A 13967-nucleotide genomic window follows, 5' to 3' on the forward strand; every position below is an offset into this window, starting at 1 on the left:
CGAAGATCCTCATCGGGATTCCTCCGTGGACGTGGGGGTGGGGGCGGGCGCCGGGGCCGTGAGGTCGAGGACGGTCCGCAGTCCGGCGGGGACGGTGCGCCCCGCGGCGGTGCGTTCGGCTGCGAAGTCGCCCAGCATGCGGGCGAGTTCGGCGTTGCCGCGAGCCCTCTCACCGAGCCGGTCCAGGGCCTCGACGGGGACCTCGGTGAAGAGGCACTTGAGGACGGCGTGCCGCCAGCCGTGCGCGTCGAGGTGTGCCGCGCCGTAGGGGCCGACGGCTGCGGCGACGAGCCGGGTGTCGTTGGTTCGCAGGGCGTCCTCGACCAGCGGCAGTGCGGTGGCGCCGAGGTCGAGGCGGTGCAGGGTGAGGAGGACGGCGCGGCGTTCCGCGGCGGTGCCCTGCTCGTAGAGCCTGGTCACGGCGGGCAGTCCGGCTCGGGCCTCGACGAGCAGGAGCGCGCGTACGGAGTCGGCGTACTCGAGTCCGCAGTGTCGTCCCGCCGAGGCGAACCGAAGCTCCCAGGGCGGGCTGCCGCTGTCCGCGCCGGGGTGGGCCGCGGTGTGCCCGGCCTCGGCGAGCGCTTCGTCGAGCCAGGCCCTGGCTGCCCCTCGGAGCAGGTCGTCGAGTTCCTTGCGGCTCATCAGCACGGTGCGGCTCCGCTCCTCGTCCCGGTGGCCCGGCGCAGGAAGTCGATCGATGTGCGCGCGAGTTCGGGGCCCGCGTGGGAGTGCCGGGGCAGTTCGACGACGGTGAGGCCGGCGTATCCGGTGGCGGCGAGCGCTTCGAGTACCGGCGGGAAGTCGATCTCCCCGTCACCGAACGGCAGGTGTTCGTGGACACCGCGTCGCATGTCCTCGATCTGCACATGGCGCAGCCAGGGCGCGGCTTCCTTCACGCAGTCGACGGGCGAGGCGGGTTCCAGGCACTGGCAGTGGCCGATGTCGAGGGTGAGTCCGAGAGGGCCCGGGTCGCCGAGGAGGGTGCGCAGGTGGTGGAAGTCGGCGAGCGCGGCCAGGAGATGGCCGGGTTCGGGTTCGACGGCGAGGGGGATGCCGGCGCGGTCGGCTGCGTCCAGTACGGGGGCGAGTGCGCCGGTCAGCCGCTGCCAGGCGGTGTCCGCGGTGGTGTCGGGCGGGGTGATGCCGCTGAAGCAGTGCACGGCGTGGGCGCCGAGGTCGGCGGCCACATCGACGGCCCGGACGAGCAGCGCGGTACGGGCCGCGCGGGCCTCGGGATCGGGGTCCAGGAGGGAGGGGCCGTGTTTGCGCCTGGGGTCGAGGACATAGCGCGCACCGGTCTCGACGGTGACGCCGAGACCCAGCCGGGCGAGTCTGCCGGCCACCTGGCGGGTGCGGGTGGCGAGGTCGGGGGCCATCGGGTCCAGGTGCATGTGGTCGAGGGTCAGGCCGACCCCGTCGTAGCCGAGGTCGGCGAGGAGGCCGAGGGCGTCGTCGAGCCGGAGGTCGGTCAGTCCGTTGGTGCCGTAGCCGAGGCGGAGGGTCACGTGGGGCTCACCTTCCGTGCGAGCTTCCTGGCGAGGGGGACGAGCGCCATGACCGCGAGCCCGTTGAGCGGCGCCCCTGCCCGGGCTGCCAGCGCCGCCTGGAGCGGGATCATCGCCCTGATCCCGCCGCCGACCGCTCGTTGGGTGAGGGGCGGGGACGGGTTGAGGCCGGCGTGGAGAAGGGGGATCGCGGAGGTACGGAGGTAGGCGGCGGCGAAGGCGGGGAGCAGGAGGCGTTCGACGGCGGCGGGGGTGCCGGGTGGTTTCCCAGGCAGCGGTCGGCCCCGCAGGACTGCGGCGCCGATACCCGCCACACCGGCCAGTGCCGCCAGCGGCGCGGCGGTGGAGCCGCCCGGCGCCTCGTGGCGGGAGACGGCGGTCACGGCGTAGGTGTGCGCGCCGAGCGCGAGGGCTGCGGGGAGTACGGCGGAGGCGGCGTGGGCGGTGGCCGGCCGCCCACCGGTGCGGGTCCGGGTGCCGGTGCGGGTCCGGGTGCCGGTGCGGGTCCGGGTGCCGGTGCCGGGGCCGATGCGTCGGGCTGTACTTCCCCCGGCGGACACCGCTGGTTCCTTGCTCGCGGTCGCGCCGAGCATCAGGTCCAGGGCGCGGGCCGAGGCCATCGCGGCCGGTCCGAGCTTCGTGTGTTTGAGGCGCAGGTCGTAGGCCCAGACGGTGGCCGCCAGGCCTGACGCCACGGCGAGGGCGGGGCGGCCGGCGCGTGCGGCCAGGGCCAGACCCGCCGCCGTCAGGACGCCCGCCGCGGCCAGCGCGGCCCCCGGGGCGACGCGCCCAGAAGGGATCGGGCGGTGCGGGCGGTCGACGGCGTCCTCCTCCCGGTCCGCCCAGTCGTTGAGCGCCATGCCCGCCTCGTACAGGCACAGCGACGCGCCGACCGCGAGTGCCGTGCCCCGTCCGGGACGCCGGCCTGCGGCGGCTGCCCCGGCGAGCGCGTCCCCGGGCACGGTGAACAGCGCGGACACGCGCAGCAGTTCCGCCCATGCCCGCAGGCGTGCACGGGTGGGGGGCCTGTCCGGGGCGGGCGCAGTCCCGCCCGCACCGGACAGGCTGTCCGGGGCGATCCGCCCGGGGGCGGCCAGGGCATACGGCCGGGCACCGAGCAGTCGCGGGGAGGTGGTCACGGCGGCGATCAGCCGCAGCGGCCTCACCGGGCCTCCCGCAGGCGTCCGGCGAAGGCGAGCAGTGCCGCGTACTGGTCGAAGAGCGCCGCAGGCCCGCCGTCCGGGTCCTTGAAGTAGAAGCCCAGTTCGGGACGCGGCCCCGTCAGGCCCGCCTCGTGGGAGCGGGCGAGGAGCCGGGCCAGGTCGAGGACCAGCGGTGCGGCGAGGGCGGAGTCGCAGCCCTGCCAGATCGTCTGGAGGATCATCCGCGAGCCGAGGAACCCGTCGAAGGCGATGTGGTCCCACGCCGTCTTCCAGTCCCCCATCGCCGGTACGTCGTCGATGTGGACCTCACCCTCCGGGGCCGTCCCGAGGGTGTCGGCGAGCACGCGTTCCTTGCCCGCGTTCTTGGCGGCGGCCGCCGCCGGGTAGGCCAGCGCCGCCCCGTCCCCGCCGCCGAGCAGGTTCGTGCCGGACCAGGCCCGCACCGGCAGGGCGCGCTGGACGAACATCGGCGCGAGTACGGAGCGGAGCAGCGTCTGGCCTGTCTTGCCGTCGCGTCCGGCGTGGGGAAGTCCGCAGGATTCGACGGCGTCCTGGAGGTGCGGGCTGTGCAGCCCTGTCGAGGGGGTGAAGTTGACGTAGGGGCAGCCGGCGCGGAGTGCGGCCGCCGCGTAGAGGGAGCTGGCGGGCAGCCGGGCGTCGTCGCCGCCGGGAGCGGCTTCGGTCGAGGCGACGTTGACGACGACCGTGCGGGCCAGTCCGTGACGGTGGGCGAAGTCCTCGATGTCGGCGGCGAAGGTGGCGATGAGCTCCTCGTCGGCGCGGGTGTCACCCCGGAGCGGGCCTCCTGGGCGTATCTCCGCGTCGGCGGCGGTGAGTTCGGCCGCGACTGCCGAGGGCAGTCCGTACGGGAGCACTCCCCCGGCCGCGAGGGCCTCGGCCCGCTTGGGCAGGGGACAGTCGAGGGTGTCGTGGCCGCCGAAGACGAGGGAGGTCAGCGGTGGCAGACCGCAGTCGGTGAAGGGTGGTGTCTCGGTGACCATGCCGGTCGGCGGGTGGAGCCCTGCCGCGACGGCCGCGCACCCGGCGGTGGCGGTGGTGGCGACGGAGCCGCGTGCTCCGATGAACCAGACTCCGGTACGAACGGCACGTGCGGTCACGGGCTGCCTCCCTGAGGGCTGAAGAGGGATGGTGGACGGTGGGCGGGGAAGAGAAACGCTTCCCCGCCCACCACCGGCGCAGGAGGTCGCCGCCCTACGTGGAGGGCAGCTCCTTCAGCTGGATGTCGCGGAAGGACACCTGGTCGTCGGCTCCGTGGTTCTGGAGGCCGATGTAGCCGTCCTTGAGGCTGCGGGCCGGGTCGGTGTTGGTGAAGTCGTTGATCTTCACCCCGTTGAGGAAGACCTGGAGCCGCTCGCCCTGGACCTTGATCTCGTAGCTGTTCCACTGGCCGGGCGGCCGCAGAACCTGGTCACGCGCCTTGATGTTGGCGGATTTGAAGGTGTAGACCGCCCCGGTCGTGCGGTCCGCCGCGTCGGTGGCGTCGATCTGGACCTCGTAGCCCTTGTTCACCGCGGACCACGGGTCGTCCGACGCGGGGAACCCGACGAAGACACCGGAGTTGTCGTCGCCCGACATCTTCCAGTCGAGCTTCAGCGAGTAGGACTTCAGCTCCTTGGCCTGGTAGGTCAGCAGACCCATGCCGCCCTCGGAGCGCAGCTCACCGTCGGCGACGGCGAACTTTCCGGGCCCCGCCTGCTTCCAGCCTTCGAGCGTCTTCCCGTTGAAGATCGACCGGTAGCCGGTGTCCGGCTTGCAGTTGGCCTTGACCTGTCCGGCGGCGTAGCGCAGACCGCCCAGCAGGTGCTGGCGGAAGGCCGGTTCGGCGTAGGACTCCTTGGTGTGGCCGAGGCCGGTGTAGAAGGAGCGGCCGCCCTGGTACGCCTGGCACCAGGAGATCGGGTGGTCGCCCTTCATGGTGCCGCCGGTGTAGGTGGTCTCGTCCAGGGTGGCGAGGACCTGGGCCTTGTCCCGGGGGTTGGTGCGGTAGTTGTACCACTCGTCGGTACGGTCCCAGGCCTCGTCCAGGTGCGCGGTGGCCGGGTGGTCGTGGTTCTCCACGCGGACGGTGGCGGGCTGGATCTGCGGGTGCGATTCGAAGTAGGCCCCGACGAGTCCGCCGTAGAACTCCCAGTCGTACTCGGTGTCGGCGGCCGCGTGGACGCCCATGTAGCCGCCTCCGGTGGCCACGAAGTTCTCGAACGCCTTCTGCTGGTCAGCGTTGAGGATGTCCCCGGTCGTCGAGAGGAAGACGACGGCGTCGTAGCGCGCCAGGTTGCTGGTGGTGAACTGGCCGGCCTCCTCGGTGGAGTCGACCGTGATGTTGGTGTCCTTGCCCAGTTCCTTGAGCGAGGCGATGCCCTCGGGGATCGAGTCGTGCCGGAAGCCGCCCGTCTTGGAGAAGACCAGGACGCGCTTCGCGGTGCGGTCGGCCGGGCTGTTGGAGAGCTCGAAGTCGTCCACGTCGTACAGCGCTCCCGCTCCGCCCTTGAAGACCAGGAAGAGTGACGTGGCCTTCTTCGGGGCGCCGCGCAGCGGCACGTCGATGTCCTGGAACGAGTCCCAGCTGCCGGTCACCGGGACGGGTGCGGAGCCGAGGATCGTGCCGGTGGGTGATCCGGCCCGCACTTCGAGGAAGCCGCCCGCGCCGGCCGAGGAGGTGCGCGCGGTGAGCTTGGTGGAGCCGTCGAGGATGTACGGGGTGAAGGAGATCCAGTCGCCGTTGTCGATGTCGCCGACGGTCCTGCCGCCGTGCGCGCTCGTCTTGCTCGGCGTGGTGATGCCGGACGAGTCGTCGAAGTGCTCGGCCTGGCGGTGGCGCGGCTGGAGCTTCGCCCCGTCACGGCCGGTCAGTGCGGCCTGTCCGCCGCCACCGCCGTCGGTGTAGGAGGCCGAGATCCCGCCGTAGATGTTGGCGTTCGCGTCGTGGCCGCCCTCCATTGCGGTCTTGATGGTGCCCTCGCAGCCGTGCTCGGTGGTGATGTCGTGGCCGTGGCTGTCATGGCCCAGGGTGAACTTGACCTCGACCTTGCTGCAGTCGATGGTCCCGTCCTCCGGGTCGGTGACGGTCACCTTGAAGGGCACCTCGTCGCCGAACTCGAACGGCCGCCCGTCGGTGGGCGCCTGCAGTACGACGGTGGGTGCGGTGTTGCCGACGGTGATGTGCACGCTCGCCGAACCGGTGCGGCCCGTCGGGTCCTTGGCGGTCACGGTGGCGGTGTAGGTGCCGTTCTTCTTGTACGTGTAGGTGGGGTCGGCTGCCGTGGACTTGCCGCCGTCGCCGAAGTCCCAGGCGTACGTGAGTGCGTCGCCGTCACCGTCGGTCGTGCCGGCGGAGGAGAACTTCACCTTGAGCGGTGCGACGCCCGAGGTCCTGTTGGAGGATGCCTCGGCGATGGGTGAGCGTCCTCCGGTGGCGTTCTCGATGCGGTACAGCGCCGAGTGCTCGTCGCCGCCGAACCAGGAGAGGCCGTAGTCCAGGACGTACAGCGCGCCGTCGGGGCCGAAGGCCATGTCCATGATCTGCGTGCCGGTCCACGGGATGTCGTTGACGGATTGGACGGCGCCGTCGGTGTCCTGCTCGATGCGCTTGATCCACTGGCGGCCGAACTCTCCGGCGAAGAAGTCCCCGTCGTACTCCTCCGGGAACTTCACCGGGGAGTCGAGGTCCGCGTCGTAGTGGTAGACGGGTCCGCCCATCGGGGACTCGGAGCCGGTGCCGAACTCGGGCACGGACGCACCGTCGTACGGGATCCAGGCGGCCTGCGCGGGCGGCAGGTCGACGAGGCCGGTGTTGTGTGCCGACTCGTTCTTCGGGGCGGCGCAGTCGAAGGCCGGCCCGGAGGTCTTGGTCGCGAAGTCGTAGTCGCGGTAGGGGTCGTTGTCGCCGGTGCAGTAGGGCCAGCCGAAGTTGCCGGCCTTCGTGACCCGGGCGAACTCCACCTGTCCGGCCGGCCCGCGGCTGGGGTCGGCCGCGCCGGCGTCCGGGCCGTAGTCACCGACGTACAGGATGCCGGTGGCCTTGTCGACGCTGAAGCGGAACGGGTTGCGGAAGCCCATCGCGTAGATCTCGGGGCGGGTCTTCTCCGTGCCGGGCGCGAAGAGGTTGCCCTCGGGCACGGTGTACGAGCCGTCGTCCGCGACCTTGATGCGCAGGACCTTGCCCCGCAGGTCGTTGGTGTTGCCGGAGGTGCGGCGGGCGTCGAACGCCGGGTTCCGGCCGGGACGGTCGTCGAGCGGGGAGAATCCGTCGGAGGCGAACGGGTTGGAGTCGTCACCCGTCGAGAGGTAGAGGTTGCCCTGCGCGTCGAAGTCCATGTCGCCGCCGACGTGGCAGCAGATGCCCCGCGAGGCGGGGATGTCCAGGACCTTCTTCTCGCTGGCGTTGTCGAGGGTACCGTCCTCGTTGAGCACGAAGCGGGAGAGCCGGTTCACACCGTCGAACTTCGCGAAGTCGGCGGCGGTGCCGGTCTCCGGGGCATCCCCGGCGGGGGTGTCCAGCGGGGGCGCGTAGTAGAGGTAGATCGCCCTGTTCTCCGCGAAACCGGGGTCGATCCCGACGCCTTGGAGGCCTTCCTCGTCGTGCGAGTACACGGGGATCGTGCCGGAGACCCGGGTGTTGCCCGAGCTGTCCGTGATCCGCAGCTCGCCGCTGCGCGAGGTGTGCAGCACGCTGCGGTCGGGGAGCACCGCCAGCGACATGGGTTCGCCGGTCTCGGCCGCACCCTTGGCGAGGGTGACCTGCTGGAAGTCCTCGGCGGCGTCCTTCGCGACCGGGGCCTGCGAGACGTCGGCGGTGGCGGCAGGCGAGGAGCCCAGGGTGAGGGTGGCGGCTGCGAGCAGTCCGCCGGTGAAGAGGGCTAGTGATTTTCGGGTGCGGAGCCGTCTGCTGCTTCTGTGCACGTGCGTCCTCCGGAATGTGCCGGTTGTTCGGGCGGGTGCGGTCTGCCGTTCCGCGCGGGGACTGCCGCGCTCGTCGCCGGGGCTGTGGGGCCCCGGTTACGCGAGTCATGTCGTGTACACGTAGGGGACGGTAGCTGTGTTCGTCCTGCACGGAAAGCCCTTGCGCAGAGACCGGGTTGACTTTTCCCCATGGAAGGACAAAGAGGTTTCAGGGCATGGCGGAACACCTCCCGGCACAGCTCCGCCAACACCTCGACAGCGCTCGCCGGGCCGCGTCGAGCCCGGCCGGGCCACTTCAAGTCCCACCGGGCCACTTCGAGCCCCGCCCGCGATTGAGGCGCGGGGCCCGGGGCGGAGCCCCGGAACCCCCGGCCCCTACTCGCCCCCGCCGAACGCCGCGTCGAACGACGCGCTCGGTGGGTCGAAGTCGAACCGCTTCAGCGAGGCGAGCGCCTCCGGCGCCCCCGTGAGCCGGTCCATGCCCGCGTCCTCCCACTCCACCGAGACCGGCCCCTCGTACCCGATGGACCGCAGCATCCGGAAGACGTCCTCCCAGGGCACGTCACCGTGCCCGGCCGATACGAAGTCCCAGCCGCGCCGGGGGTCGCCCCACGGCAGATGGGAGCCGAGCCGCCCGTTCCGCCCGTCGAGGCGCTTACGGGCCTCCTTGCAGTCCACGTGGTAGATCCGGTCCCGGAAGTCGTACAGGAAGCCGACCGGGTCGAGGTCCTGCCACACGAAGTGGCTCGGGTCGAAGTTCAGCCCGAACGCGGGCCGGTGGCCCACGGCCTCCAGTGCACGGTGCGTGGTCCAGTAGTCGTACGCGATCTCGCTCGGGTGCACCTCGTGGGCGAAGCGGACCCCCTCGGCGTCGAAGACGTCCAGGATCGGGTTCCACCGCTCCGCGAAGTCCTCGTAACCCCGTTCGATCATGTGCGGCGGGACCGGCGGGAACATGGCGACCAGGTGCCAGATCGAGGACCCGGTGAAGCCGATGACGGTGTCGACCCCGAAGGCGGCCGCCGCGCGGGCGGTGTTCTTGATCTCCTCGGCAGCCCGCCTGCGTACGCCTTCGGGCTCCCCGTCGCCCCAGATCCTGGCGGGCAGGATGCCCTGGTGGCGCTCGTCGATCGGGCTGTCGCAGACCGCCTGGCCCACCAGGTGGTTGGAGACCGCCCAGCATTTCAGGCCGTACTTGTCGAGGAGCTGTCGCCGGCCGTCGAGGTAGCCGGGGTCCGACAGGGCCTTGTCGACCTCGAAGTGGTCGCCCCAGCAAGCGAGTTCGAGCCCGTCATAGCCGAAGTCCCGGGCGAGCCGGCAGACCTCCTCCAGCGGCAGGTCGGCCCACTGGCCGGTGAAGAGAGTGAAGGGACGGGGCATGCGCGGAACCTCCTAGAAGGGGACCGGGGTGTGTACGGAGTTCTTGGCGGCGCTCTCCTCCACGGCGGCGAGCACCCGCTGCACCTGGAGCCCGTCGGCGAAGGAGGGCACCGGGGCGCGCCCTTCGACGATCGTGCGCACCACGTCACGGGCCTGGTGGACGAAGGTGTGCTCGTAGCCCAGTCCGTGGCCGGGCGGCCACCACGCCTCCAGGTACGGGTGCTGGGGCTCGGTGACCAGGATCCGCCGGAAGCCGGCGCTGGTGGCGGGTTCCGTGTGGTCGTGGAAGGAGAGCTCGTTGAGCCGTTCCAGGTCGAAGGCGATCGAGCCGAGCTCCCCGTTGATCTCCAGACGCAGCGCGTTCTTGCGCCCCGCGGCCATCCTGGTGGCCTCGAAGGAGGCGAGGGCTCCCGATGCCAGCCGCCCGGTGAAGAGTGTCGCGTCGTCGACGGTGACCGCCCCTCGTGCGGCACCGTCCGCCGCGCCCGAGAGCCCGGCCGCGGCTCCGGCGAGCACGGGCCTCTCGCGCACGAAGGTCTCGCTCACCGCCGAGACCCCGACCAGTGGTTCCCCGGCCAGGTACTGGGCGAGGTCGACGATGTGCGCCCCGAGGTCTCCCAGTGCTCCGGATCCGGCCCGTTCGCGGTCGAGCCGCCAGGTCAGCGGCGACTCGGGGTCGACGAGCCAGTCCTGGAGGTAGGTGGCCCGTACGTGCCGCAGGGTGCCGAGCCTGCCCTCCTCGATCATCGTGCGGGCGTAGGTCAGGGCGGGCACCTTGCGGTAGTTGAAGCCCACCATCGCCACCTGGCCGCGTGCCGCCGCCCGCTCCGCGGCCTCCGCCATGGCTTCCGCCTCGGCGACCGTGTTGGCGAGCGGCTTCTCGCACAGCACGTGCTTGCCCGCCTCGAGTGCGGCGATGGCGATCTCCGCATGACTGTCGCCGGGGGTGCAGATGTCGACCAGCTGCACGTCGTCCCGGGCGATGAGCGCGCGCCAGTCGGTCTCCGCCGCCGCCCAGCCGTGCCGGGCGGCGGCCGCCTCGACTGCCGTACGGTCGCGTCCGCAGATCGCGGCGAGAGCAGGTCTCACCGGCAGGTCGAAGACATGGCCCGCGGTGCGCCACCCCTGCGAGTGGGCGGCGCCCATGAACGCGTATCCGACCATGCCGACCCCGAGCGTCGCCGTGGGCGGCGGCGCCCCGGTCTTCTGCTCCGTCTCTTCCCTACGGGCCATGCGGACTTCCTCCTCATCGGTGGTTCGGTGGCGGCGGCGGTGCCGGATCAGCTGAAGCCCGTCGGCAGGTACTGGTCGATGTTCTCCTTCGTGACCACGGCCGAGTACAGGGTCAGCGAGGTCGGGATCTCCATCTCGGAGAGGCCCGCGATGCCCTTGCTCTGGCCGAGGGCGCGCGCCAGGTCGATCGCGGAGGCGGCCATCGTGGGCGGGTAGAGGACAGTCGCCTTCAGGACGCTGTCGTCGGCCTTGATGGCGTCCATGGCGGACTTCGCGCCCGCACCGCCGACCATGATGAACTCGTCCCGGCCGGCCTGCTGGATGGCCCGCAGCGCGCCCACGCCCTGGTCGTCGTCGTGGTTCCACAGGGCGTCGAACTGCTTCTGCGCCTGGAGGAGCTGTGCCATCTTCGCCTGGCCCGACTCCACGGTGAAGTCGGCGGCCTGACGGGCCACCAGCTTGATGTTGGAGTAGTTCTTCAGGGCGTCGGCGAAGCCCTGGCTGCGCTGCTTGGTGAGTTCCAGGTTGTCGATGCCGGCGAGCTCGACGACCTTGGCGTTCGCCTTGTCCTTGAGCTGCTCGCCGATGTAGTGCCCGGCGTTGAGACCCATGCCGTAGTTGTCTCCGCCGACCCAGCATCGGTAGGCCTGCGGCGAGGCGAAGATGCGGTCCAGGTTGACGACCGGGATGCCGGCCTTCATGGCCTCCAGCCCGACCTGGGTGAGCGCCTTGCCGTCGGCGGGGAGGATGACGAGGACGTCGACCTTCTTGTTGATGAGGGTCTTGACCTGGCCGATCTGGGCGGCGGTGTCGTTGGAGCCCTCGGTGATCTCCAGGGTCACCTCGGAGTACTTCTCCGCCCGCGACTTGGCTTGCACGTTGATGGCGTTGAGCCACCCGTGGTCGGCCTGCGGTCCGGCGAAGCCGATGGTGACGGGCGTGCCGGGCTTGTCGTCGGCGGCCGGCTGATTGCTCTGCGCGACCGCCTTCTCCTTGGGCTCGTTGCTGGTGCAGGCGGTGAGGAAGGCTCCCGCGGAGACGGCCGCGGTGCCGAAGAGCAGTCCTCTGCGGCTGGTTTCTGGCATGGCTGTCAAACCCTTCATCCGGTGCGTTTGTACGGAACAGCGGGTGGGTGATCAGTGCTCTGTTACTGGAGAGGTGCTCGGGTCTCGGTTGCCGGACAGGTGCTCAGGTCTCGCTGCCGCGCAGAGTGCGGCGCTGGACGAGGACGGCGGCGACGATGATGGCGCCCTTGGCGATCTGCTGGACGTCGCTCTGCAGATTGTTGAGCGCGAAGATGTTGGTGATCGTGGTGAAGACCAGCACCCCGAGCACGGAGCCGACGATGGTGCCCCGGCCGCCGCTCAGGAGTGTGCCTCCGATGATCGCGGCGGCGATGGCGTCGAGTTCGTAGAGATTGCCGTTGGTGTTCTGACCCGATCCGGAAAGGATGACCAGCATGAAGGCGGCGATGCCGCAGCAGAGGCCGGAGAGCAGGTAGAGGTAGAGCCGCTGGCGGCGTACGTCGATGCCGGCGAGCCGCGCCGCCTCCGCGTTGCCGCCGACGGCGACCGTACGGCGTCCGAAGGTCGTCCGGTTCAGGATCAGCCAGCCGGCCACGGTCACCGCGGCGAAGACCAGGACCAGCGGCGGGATGCCCAGGACGTAGCTGTCGGGCAGGCCGAGGTCCAGGACGGACTGGACGGTGACGATCTGTGTCTTTCCGTCGGTGATCTGCAGGGCGAGCCCGCGGGCCGAGGCGAGCATGGCGAGGGTGGCGATGAAGGGGACCATGCGCCCGTAGGCGATGAGGACCCCGTTGACGAGCCCGGCGGCGAGGCCCACGATCACGGCGGTGAAGAGGATGCCCGCGAAGCCGAAGTCCTGGGTGGCGAGGGTCGTCGCCCAGACGGAGGCCAGGGCGACCATCGCGCCGACCGACAGGTCGATGCCTCCGCTGATGATCACGAAGGTGACACCGACGGTGACGACCCCGATGACGGAGGACTGCGTCAGGATCAGCTGGAGGTTCCCGGTGTCCAGGAAGGCGTCCGGTTCGGTGAAACCGCCGACGGCTATGAGGACGGCGAGGACACCGAGCAGCGACAGGTTGCGGACATCGACTCGCAGGCCGAGTGCGCGCATGCCACCGCCCGGCTTCGAGGGCGGCGCGGCCGCGGGGCCGGTCACGGTCCCCTTCTCCGGCCCGTGGTGCTGCGCCGACGGTGCGGGCTGTGTCATGACGTCGGGCTCCCTTCCATGACGAGGTCGAGGACACGGTGCTCGTCGAGCTCCCTGGCATCGGCCGTGTGCACGACACGGCCCTCCCGGAGGACCAGCACCCGGTCGGCGAGGCCCAGGACTTCGGGCACTTCGCTGGAGACGAGCAGTACGGCGAGGCCTTCGTCGGCCAGCCGGCGGATCACGGCGTAGAGCTCGGCGCGGGCGCCGACGTCGACGCCGCGGGTCGGTTCGTCGAGCAGCAGGACCCGGCAGCCTCGCAGCAGCCAGCGGGCCAGGACCGCCTTCTGCTGGTTGCCGCCGGAGAGTGTGCGGACCGCGGCCTCCGGATTGTCGGGCCGCAGGGAGAGTTCGCGGGTCGCCGCCCTGGCGGCCTCGCGCTCGGTGCCCCGGTCGAGCCATCCCGCGCGGGCGAAGCGTGACAGGGAGGAGACCGAGACGTTCCGGGTGACGGATTCCGTCAACAGCAGCGCCTGCGCCTTGCGTTCCTCGGGGGCCAGGCCGATGCCGGCGGCCACGGCGGCCCGGACGCTGCCGGCGCGCAGCGGTTTCCCGTCGACGAGGACGCGGCCCGCGGTCGGTCTGCGGGCGCCGTAGACGGTCTCCAGGATCTCGGAGCGTCCGGAGCCGACGAGCCCTGCCAGGCCGACGATCTCTCCGGGCCGCAGCTCCAGGTCGACGGGCTCGAACTCCCCCTTGCGGGCCAGCCCTTCGACCTTCAGCACCGGATGGGCCGTGGCCCGGACGCCGGGGCCGGGCCGCTCGGGGAAGACGTACTCGACGTTGCGTCCGGTCATCATGGCAACGATGTCGCGTGTGGGTGTGGACTTGGCGGGGAGCCCCACCGAGACGGCCCTGCCGTCCTTGAGTACGGTCACCCGGTCACCGATGCGGCGGATCTCCTCCAGCCGGTGCGAGATGTAGACGACGGCCACCCCCTCGGCGGTGAGCCCGTCGACGATGCGGAAGAGGTTGTCGACCTCGTCGGGGTCGAGCGCCGCGGACGGCTCGTCCATCACGATGAGCCGTACGTCGTGGGAGAGGGCCCGTGCCATGGAGACGATCTGCTGGTGCGCGGCTGAGAGGTCACCGACCAGGCGGGCCGGGTCGATCTCCGGGTGCCCCAGGCGTCCCAGGAGCGCGGCGGCCCCGGTGCGTGCCTCGCGGGTCCGGACGACGAAGCCCGCGCTGGTCGGTTCGTGTCCGAGGAAGACGTTCTCGGCGACCGACAGACCTTCCACCAGGTCGAGTTCCTGGTAGATGGTGGCGATTCCCAGCCGCATCGCGGTGATCGGCGAGGACAGCTGGACCGGTTCGCCGCACCAGGTGATGGCGCCGCCGTCGGGCTGGTGGGCCCCGGCCAGCACCTTGATGAGGGTGGACTTTCCGGCGCCGTTCTGGCCGAGGAGACAGTGGACCTCACCGGCCAGCACCTCCAGGTCCACACCGTCGAGGGCGCGCACTCCGGGGAACGACTTGGTGATGCCGGACATCGTGAGCAGGGGTGGTTCTGGTGCCATGACGA

Annotated in this window: 10 protein-coding genes; all 10 read right to left on the minus strand. The window is 71.1% G+C overall.

The features are described from left to right. Positions 1 to 9: 9 nt before the first annotated feature. On the minus strand, positions 10 to 648 hold the full coding sequence (locus tag BFF76_RS24175) for an EboA domain-containing protein (protein ID WP_065849053.1): 639 nt from the start codon (positions 646 to 648) through the stop codon (positions 10 to 12). After that, positions 642 to 1505 carry a sugar phosphate isomerase/epimerase family protein gene (locus tag BFF76_RS24180; protein ID WP_031089835.1) on the minus strand — a complete coding sequence of 288 codons (864 nt, stop codon included), beginning with the start codon at positions 1503 to 1505 and terminating at the stop codon, positions 642 to 644. The genes BFF76_RS24175 and BFF76_RS24180 overlap by 7 nt, the downstream gene beginning before the upstream one ends. Continuing rightward, positions 1502 to 2671 carry an SCO3242 family prenyltransferase gene (locus BFF76_RS24185; RefSeq protein ID WP_065849054.1) on the minus strand — a complete coding sequence of 390 codons (1170 nt, stop codon included), beginning with the start codon at positions 2669 to 2671 and terminating at the stop codon, positions 1502 to 1504. The genes BFF76_RS24180 and BFF76_RS24185 overlap by 4 nt, the downstream gene beginning before the upstream one ends. Continuing rightward, the gene (locus BFF76_RS24190; protein ID WP_065849055.1) at positions 2668 to 3786 is read right to left on the minus strand and encodes an inositol-3-phosphate synthase; all 1119 of its coding nucleotides are present in this window, start codon (positions 3784 to 3786) and stop codon (positions 2668 to 2670) included. The genes BFF76_RS24185 and BFF76_RS24190 overlap by 4 nt, the downstream gene beginning before the upstream one ends. A 94-nt stretch (positions 3787 to 3880) precedes the next feature. Continuing rightward, positions 3881 to 7588, minus strand: coding sequence for a ThuA domain-containing protein (locus BFF76_RS24195; protein ID WP_065849056.1), 3708 nt, complete (start codon positions 7586 to 7588; stop codon positions 3881 to 3883). Positions 7589 to 7963: 375 nt separating this feature from the next. Next, positions 7964 to 8968, minus strand: a complete 1005-nt coding sequence (locus BFF76_RS24200) for a sugar phosphate isomerase/epimerase family protein (RefSeq protein ID WP_031089830.1) — start codon at positions 8966 to 8968, stop codon at positions 7964 to 7966. Positions 8969 to 8980: 12 nt separating this feature from the next. Then, the gene (locus BFF76_RS24205) at positions 8981 to 10201 is read right to left on the minus strand and encodes a Gfo/Idh/MocA family protein (RefSeq protein ID WP_065849057.1); all 1221 of its coding nucleotides are present in this window, start codon (positions 10199 to 10201) and stop codon (positions 8981 to 8983) included. A 47-nt stretch (positions 10202 to 10248) separates the two neighbouring features. Then, positions 10249 to 11286, minus strand: coding sequence for a substrate-binding domain-containing protein (locus BFF76_RS24210; RefSeq protein WP_031089828.1), 1038 nt, complete (start codon positions 11284 to 11286; stop codon positions 10249 to 10251). A 103-nt stretch (positions 11287 to 11389) separates the two neighbouring features. Then, complete coding sequence (locus BFF76_RS24215) at positions 11390 to 12442, minus strand: ABC transporter permease (RefSeq protein ID WP_031089826.1); 1053 nt, start codon at positions 12440 to 12442, stop codon at positions 11390 to 11392. After that, complete coding sequence (locus tag BFF76_RS24220) at positions 12439 to 13962, minus strand: sugar ABC transporter ATP-binding protein (RefSeq protein ID WP_065849058.1); 1524 nt, start codon at positions 13960 to 13962, stop codon at positions 12439 to 12441. The genes BFF76_RS24215 and BFF76_RS24220 overlap by 4 nt, the downstream gene beginning before the upstream one ends. Positions 13963 to 13967: the final 5 nt, after the last annotated feature.

This window comes from Streptomyces mutomycini (assembly GCF_001700505.1).
GTDB lineage: Bacteria > Actinomycetota > Actinomycetes > Streptomycetales > Streptomycetaceae > Streptomyces > Streptomyces mutomycini.